At 57.5% G+C, this 252-nt stretch carries 1 pseudogene; it reads right to left on the bottom strand.

Annotated elements, in window-relative coordinates:
• Window positions 1-252 (bottom strand): annotated as a pseudogene (ppnK, locus tag SB765_RS31985) (NAD(+) kinase); the annotation flags it as partial.

The raw sequence follows: 252 nt of genomic DNA, 5'->3' as shown, positions 1-252 counted from the left end.
CTAGCACGATTGCTTCGAGTGACGGTGTCAGAATCGGGCCGCCCGCAGAGAGTGAATAAGCGGTCGAGCCGGTGGGTGTCGAAATAATCAGCCCATCCGAGCGCTGGGAGAAGGCGAACACTTCATCGATGTAGACTTCAAATTCGATCATGTGCGCGACTTTGCCGGGATGCAGCACCACTTCGTTGATAGCGGAGCCAATGCGCGGCGAGCAGTCAGACTTACACACCTGCGCTTCCAGCAGGAAGCGGC

Origin of the sequence: Pseudomonas sp. SIMBA_067 (genome assembly GCF_046534675.1) — a bacterium.
GTDB classification, from domain to species: domain Bacteria; phylum Pseudomonadota; class Gammaproteobacteria; order Pseudomonadales; family Pseudomonadaceae; genus Aquipseudomonas; species Aquipseudomonas putida.
The sequence above is the reverse complement of the archived record's forward strand: the minus strand, read 5'-3'. Positions and strand labels throughout refer to the sequence as shown.